The organism is Arthrobacter sp. H41 (assembly GCF_000520535.1).
GTDB lineage: Bacteria > Actinomycetota > Actinomycetes > Actinomycetales > Micrococcaceae > Arthrobacter_D.
On the sequence record NZ_KI914781.1, the window covers coordinates 9,237 to 16,055 of the forward strand.

Here is a 6,819-nt window from a genome sequence, read left to right on the forward strand (position 1 = left end):
ATTTGGCCGCCATAGGTGCTTAATCAGCGGGGGGTGGGGTGCGGGCGGGGCCAGATCGTCAGCTCAGCGCGGGCCCCGACTCCTCTGACCCCGTCAGCTCGCCGAGGAACGCATGGCACTTGGCTGCCCGCTCGGAGTCCTGCGCCATGACCTGCTCGAAGAACTCCGCTATGTCGTCGCGGCCGGCGTTACGGGCATCGCGTACGTACTGGCCGTAGTCGTGACCGGCCTTCAGCGAGTGGTACTGCAGCGAGATGAGGTCGAACGAGACATCGTCGAACCCGGTTTCTCCTGTAGCCATGTGGCACCTCCATAGTTGAAATGAACAGGTGGTGTCAGGCTATGACCGGCCCGAAAGCCGATGCAATGAAAAGAACAAGGGGCGGCCGACACTCGCCAAATCGCCGTGATTTCTGTTAGGTGGCGCTACGTTCCGTCGGAGTCGACGACGGCGCTCCCGCCAGCACCGGGAGCGGTGGCACCGGGAGCGGTGGCACCGGGAGCGCCAGCACCGGGTGAGTCAGTGACCGGACCGGTGGCGACGGCGCCTCCGCCCAACAGCGCTCTCAGCCGGTCAGCTGCTGCGGCGTCGGCCTGTGCCGCGGCGACGTTGGCCTCGGTGACCGCCCGCAGCACTTCCTCCCGCTGGATCTTCACACCACGAGGAGCGTCGATGCCGATGCGGATGCCTTCGCCCCGGGAATCGAGCACGGTGATGACAATATCGTCGCCGATGAGGATCTGTTCGCCAATTTTCCGTGTTAGAACCAGCACCGAACCACTCTAACCCGCCCGCTGCGTCGCGTCGGCGGGGCCGGCCTTTGCCGAGGGGTGGCCGTCCACCCATCCGACCGGCACCCCGAGGTCGTACACCGTTTCGGGGGTGGCAGTAGTAAGGGCTCCGACCACCGCAATGCCGCTCAGCGCGGACCCGTGCCGCTCAAGGCCCCGGCGGAGCTCCCCTACCCACCTCGCGGTGTCGGGCGGCTTCCGGCCGGCGTCGACGACGCACCACACCTGGTCGGGGCACAGGGCCAGGAGGGCGTCGGCATTGTCGACGGCGTTGCCGAGCCCGAAGGCCACGAACACCGGATGCCCGCCGTCCACCCCCGACGCCCGAAAGCTGCCGGCATCCAGTCGGGTCTCGACACGTGAGATGCCATCCGCCGGCACGGCTCCACTGCCTGCGACAGCCCGTGCGACCGGCGTGCCGCCCACGGTGCCCGCCATGGACCGCGTCACCGAGAGGACGTCGCGGGGATCCCCCGCCACCACCACAAGATCGCCCGGCCCTGTGAGAAGTTCCGGAAAAGAGGGAATCCGCCCGCCGGAGGCAGGCCGGCCGGTGGTGAAGGTGAGGTCGTCCATGAGAGCCGCGAAAAGACCGGTATCGGTCGAGACCGCTGCGGGGCGGGCGGCGTCCTCAGAAGCGCGGCCGGTGATGCGGCTCGGGGGCCTTCCGGAAAGGCTCTCCTCGGCCTCGTCAGCGAGATCCAGCAGTGCCCCGATTCCCGTCGGAGCAGGCGGGACAGCACTGCGCCGTCCCCGGATCCGCTGTCCCGGAACAAACGACGGGGATCCGGAAATGTCCGCTGAAGCACTCAGCGGTGCGGCCCGCGGCACCTCCACCACGATCTCGTAGTGGTGCCGGGCGAAGAACCCGCTGATGCCGCCGACCATGACGCGCTCGGCGGAGATGATCAGGGCGTGCGGACCGTGCTGGGCAGCGACCTGGGCCCGGAGTACTTCGAGCGAGGGACCCTCAAGATGAAATAACTGCGGTTCCACGGACCACTCCCACCGTTTCGATAGCTACCTGTGCGCTGGTGACCTCCTGGTAGGACAGCACCGGCAGGCCACCGGCCTGACCGGCGACCAGGCGCCGGATGGCAGGACGGAGCGCGGGTGCACAAACCAGCACCGCGCTGCGGCCGCTCGCCTCCACCTCGGCCACCGTACTGCGCACCGATCCGAGGACGGCCTCGGTCCGTGCGGGGTCGAGCAGGATCTGCGTCCCCTGATCGGACGGCCGCAGCCCTTCAAGCATCGACTGCTCGAGCAACGGATCGATCATGATGACCCGCAGCAGCTTCCCGTCGAGGAACTGTGCGGTCAAGGCCGGGCCCAGCGCCTGGCGCGCCGCCTCGATCAGGCCTTCCGGCTCGGCGGATGCCTTCGCCTTGAGGGTGAGCGCCTCATAGATGCGCGCGAGGTCGTTGATGGGCACCTGCTCGGACAGCAGACCCTGCAGAACCCGCTGCACCTCGGCGAGGCTGAGCAGCCCCGGGACCAGTTCCTCCACCGCGGAGGGGTTGACCTGGCGAACTCCGTCGGTGAGCACCCGCACGTCCTCGCGCGAGAGCAGGCGCGCCGCGTTGGCGGTGATGACCGAGGAAAGGTGGGTCACCAGCACCGACACGCGGTCGATCACCGTGGCGCCCGTCATTTCCGCGTTGTGCCGGAGCTCGGCCGGTATCCATTTGCCCGCCAGTCCGAACACCGGTTCCACCACTGCGGTCCCCGGCAGCGCACCGAGGTTCTCCCCCAGCGCGAGGACCTTGCCGCGCGGAGCCTCACCGCGGCCGGCCTCCACCCCGGCGATGCGGATCACATAGGTTGACGGCGGCAGCTCGAGGCTGTCGCGCGTGCGCACCGGAGGAACCACCACGCCGAGGTCCAGCGCGATCTTCCGGCGGAGCGCACGCACCCGGCCCAGGAGGTCATCGGACGCGCCGGAGACGACGTCCACGAGGTCCGGCGCAAGGAGGATCTCGAGTGCGTGGACACGCATCTGCTCCAGCAGGTCCTCGGTCGAATCGGTCGTCGGAGCACTCGCCGACGCCTCGGCTGCAGCGGCCGCGGAAGCGGCGTCGTCGTCCGTTTTCTTGATGCGCTGTGCAATCACGATCAGTCCCACACCCACCACCACGAAGGGAAGTATCGGCATCCCCGGGATGAAGGCCATGACGAGGGCCGCTCCCCCGGCGATCCGCAGCGCGTTCTGCGACTGCCCGAGCTGCTGCGAGGCCGTGGACCCCATGTCCGAATCTGCATTCGAGCGCGTGACGATCATGCCGGTGGACACCGCCATGAGCAGTGCCGGGATCTGGGTGACCAGGCCGTCGCCGATGGTCAGGAGCCCATAGGTGTTGAGCGCCTCGGTGATGGACATGCCGCGCTGCGCCATGCCGATCGCGAGGCCGCCCACCATATTGATGATGATGATGATGATGCCCGCGATGGCATCGCCCTTCACGAACTTCGACGCGCCGTCCATCGCACCGTAGAAATCCGCCTCGGCGGACACCTCGGCACGGCGCTCGCGGGCCTGGGTGTCGGTAATGAGCCCGGCGTTGAGGTCGGCGTCGATGGCCATCTGCTTGCCCGGCATGGCATCGAGCGTGAAGCGGGCGCCCACCTCGGCCACGCGCTCGGCGCCCTTGGTGACCACCACGAACTGGATGACGATGAGGATCAGGAAGATGACCGCGCCGATGATGATGGAGCCGCCCACCGCCACATGGCCGAAGGCCTCGATGACCTGCCCGGCGTAGCCCTCGCCGAGCACCAGCCGCGTGGAGGCGACATTGAGCCCGAGCCGGAACAGCGTGGCGACCAGCAGCAGCGACGGGAACACCGAGAAGTCCAGCGGTTTGCGGACGAACATCGTGGTCAGCAGGATCACGAGCGCCAACAGGATGTTGACGATGATGAGCAGGTCCAGCAGCACCACGTGCACGGGCACCACCAGCAGCAGGATGATGCCCACCACTCCGATGGGCACCATGAACTTCGAGATTGAGCGGTTCATCAGAAGAGGCCTCCGGAGGGTGCTGATCGTGGGTTCGGTGGGGGCAGGGTGTGGATGCCGCGCGCGGCGCCCCTGGATTTCAGTGCCATCACGAAGGCGAGCACGCGGGCCACGGCGTTGTAGTTCTCGAGGGGTATCTCCTGGCCCAGTTCGCAGGCCGAGTGCAGCGCCCGCGCGAGGGGAATGTCGGTGACCATCGGCACCCGGTGCTTCTCGGCTTCCTCGCGGATCTTCGCCGCGATGATGTCCGCACCCTTGGCGACCACGCGTGGAGCCGCCTTTCCCGGTTCGTACTTCAGCGCCACGGCCACGTGTGTGGGATTGACGAGGACGACGTCGGCCCCGCCCACCGCCGCGATCATGCGGTTCCGGCTCATGGCGAGCTGCCGCGAGCGCCGCTGCGACTTGATCAGGGGATCGCCTTCGGAGTTCTTGTTCTCGTCCTTGACCTCCTTCTTGGTCATGCGGGTCTTCTTGCGGTTGCGCCTCGTGACCACGAGGACATCCGCGGCGGCGAGCACCAGGCCGGCGACGACGGCGGACTGCAGGAGCGCGACGCTCCCGCCTGACGCCGCGCCGAGGAGCGACGCCACCGACAACCCGCCTGCGGCAACCAGCACGGGCATCAGGGACTGGACCACCAGGAACAGCACCACCCCGACGACGGCGGTCTTCAGCAGCGCCTTCGCCCCCTGCCATAGGGCCTGCATACCGAAGACACGCTTGACCCCGGTGACCACGTTGAACTGCTCGAACTTGCCGGAAAACTTCTTGAAGTGGATGCCGCCCTGCAGGGCTGCGGTGCCGAGCACCACCACCAGCATGACGGCGAGGAAAGGCCCGAGTACTGCGGTGAGGGATCCCATCCCGAGCGCGAGGAATTCGAGCGCCGCCGCCGGTTCGGGATTGGACACCACGTTCCGCACCGCGATGAGCTGCTCGGTTCCGGCGTCGGCCGCCCGTGAGATGACCGACGGCAGCAGGAGGGCCGCAGTGCCCACGCCGATCCAGGCCGTGAAGTCCTCGGACTTGCTGAGTTGGCCCTTGGACCGGACCTCCTTCATCCGTTTGTCGGTGGCGTCCTCGGTCTTTTCTCCCGAATCCTCCGCCATGTCAGCCCAGCCCCATCACAAGCCGGACGGCGTCGTCGGTCAGGGTGGAGACCACGCGGGGCAGCGCCACGAACACCACACCGGCAAGGGTCAGCGTGATCAGGATCTTCAGCGGGAAACCCAGCGCGAAGGCGTTGAGCGCCGGGGCAACACGGGTGAGCAGGCCGAGCCCCACGTCGGCGAGGAACAGGACCACGATCAGCGGGCCGGCGATCTGCACCGCGGCGAGGAACATCTGCGTCACGGCACCCACCATCGCCTGCCCGGGTTCGGAGAGGTCGAGGGCGCCGCCCAGGGGCAGGGCGGTGAACGTCCGGACGAGCCCTCCGAGAATGAGCTGGTACCCGTCGGAGGTGAACAGGAGCGTGAGTGCCGTGAGTTGGAACAGGCGTGCGAACTGGGCGCCGTTGACCATGGACTGGGGATCGAACCCCTGGGCCAGGGAGAAGCCGCCGAACAAGTCGATCAGGCTACCGGCGGACTGCACGGCCGAGAAGACGATCAGCACCAGGAAGCCGAGTGCGGCACCCGTGGTGAGCTCAAGGACCAGGGCGCCGAAATACGCCGCAGTGCTGGTGGGCACATACCCCTGGACCACCTGCGGGGACACCGCAAGCGCCAGGCCGACGGCGAGCATGGCCTTGATGCGTGCCGGTATTCCGCGGTAGGAGAAGGGTGGTGCGATGACGAGGAACGCCACGATCCGCACTCCGGCGAGCATCACGGCTTCGATCCAGGCCTGGTCGAGGCGGATATCCATCTCAACCGCCGTTCAGGAGGCCGGGGATGCGCTCGAACATCTCATTGGTGAAGGACACCATCTCGGCGATCATCCAGTGGCCGCTCACCAGCAGCGCGATGCATACTGCCGCCGCCTTGGGGACGAAGGACAGCGTCACTTCCTGGATCTGCGTGATCGACTGCAGCAGCGAGATGGCGAACCCGACTACGAGCGCGGTGATCAGGATGGGGGCCGAGAGCTTCGCCGCGATCCAGATTCCTGCGAGCCCGATGTCGAGGACCGCATTGGTATCCACGTCAACCGCCCGAGTAGCTGTTGATGAGCGAGGTGATGATCAGTCCCCAACCGTCCACGAGCACGAACAGCAAAATCTTGAACGGCAGGGAGATCATGACGGGCGGAAGCATCATCATGCCCATCGACATCAGCGCCGCGGACACCACGAGGTCGATCACGAGGAACGGCACGAAGATCACGAACCCGATGATGAAGGCCGCACGGAGCTCGGAGATCATGAAGGCCGGGATGAGCGTGGTGAGCGGGACGCTCTGCGCGTTCTGGGGATTGTCCTGCCCCGACGCACGGGTCATCAGCGCAAGATCCTCCTCGCGGGTGTGCGCGAGCATGAACGTCTGCAGCGGACCCGAGCCGTCCTCGAGCGCCTGCGTGAACGTGGTGGTTCCGTTGATGTAGGGCTGAACGGCCAGTTCGTTGATCTCCGTCAGCACGCTCGACATGATGAACAGGGACAGGAACAGTGAGAGGCCCGCGAGCACCTGGTTCGGGGGGATCGAGGGCAGCGACAGCGCGTTGCGGGTCATCGCGAGCACTACGAAGATCTTGGTGAAGGACGTCATCATCAGCAGCAGGGCGGGTGCCACCGACAGCAGGGTGATGCCGATCAGGGTGAGGACCGCAGAGCTCGGCGCGCCGTTCACCCCGTTGATCTCGACCGACAGCCCCTCCCCGTCGCCGGGGTCGACGGGGTCACTGGGTGGCGCAGGCGGTGCGGGCGGCAGCGGGTCGAGTGGTGAGGCGGAGCCGGGGCCCGCGGTGAACAGCAGGAAGGCGAGAACCAGCACGACGACGACGATCAGTGCCGCCCATCCGGTACGTAGCCGCGGCAGGGACGGGCCGGGTACTGCAGTGTTCAC

8 protein-coding genes are annotated in these 6,819 nt (G+C 67.1%); all 8 read right to left on the reverse strand.

From position 1 onward, the window contains the following. Positions 1 to 58: 58 nt before the first annotated feature. A complete protein-coding gene (locus Y705_RS0106285; RefSeq protein ID WP_026532237.1) occupies positions 59 to 301 on the reverse strand; it encodes a hypothetical protein in 243 nt (80 codons plus the stop codon). A 125-nt stretch (positions 302 to 426) separates the two neighbouring features. After that, the gene (csrA, locus tag Y705_RS17890) at positions 427 to 774 is read right to left on the reverse strand and encodes a carbon storage regulator CsrA (RefSeq protein WP_049822367.1); all 348 of its coding nucleotides are present in this window, start codon (positions 772 to 774) and stop codon (positions 427 to 429) included. A 9-nt stretch (positions 775 to 783) separates the two neighbouring features. Next, complete coding sequence (locus tag Y705_RS0106295; protein WP_026532238.1) at positions 784 to 1,788, reverse strand: hypothetical protein; 1,005 nt, start codon at positions 1,786 to 1,788, stop codon at positions 784 to 786. Next, complete coding sequence (locus tag Y705_RS0106300) at positions 1,763 to 3,811, reverse strand: flagellar biosynthesis protein FlhA (RefSeq protein ID WP_026532239.1); 2,049 nt, start codon at positions 3,809 to 3,811, stop codon at positions 1,763 to 1,765. Before Y705_RS0106300 ends, Y705_RS0106295 begins: the two co-directional genes overlap by 26 nt. Further along, positions 3,811 to 4,923: an EscU/YscU/HrcU family type III secretion system export apparatus switch protein gene (locus Y705_RS0106305; protein WP_026532240.1), complete on the reverse strand. Its 1,113-nt coding sequence runs from the start codon at positions 4,921 to 4,923 to the stop codon at positions 3,811 to 3,813. Before Y705_RS0106305 ends, Y705_RS0106300 begins: the two co-directional genes overlap by 1 nt. A gap of 1 nt (position 4,924) precedes the next feature. Then, positions 4,925 to 5,683 (reverse strand): flagellar biosynthetic protein FliR, encoded by a 759-nt coding sequence (locus Y705_RS0106310; RefSeq protein WP_026532241.1) that lies wholly within the window; start codon positions 5,681 to 5,683, stop codon positions 4,925 to 4,927. 1 nt (position 5,684) lies between these two features. Continuing rightward, positions 5,685 to 5,960: a flagellar biosynthesis protein FliQ gene (gene fliQ / locus Y705_RS0106315; RefSeq protein WP_026532242.1), complete on the reverse strand. Its 276-nt coding sequence runs from the start codon at positions 5,958 to 5,960 to the stop codon at positions 5,685 to 5,687. A 1-nt stretch (position 5,961) separates the two neighbouring features. Then, on the reverse strand, positions 5,962 to 6,819 hold the full coding sequence (fliP, locus tag Y705_RS0106320) for a flagellar type III secretion system pore protein FliP (protein WP_081737842.1): 858 nt from the start codon (positions 6,817 to 6,819) through the stop codon (positions 5,962 to 5,964).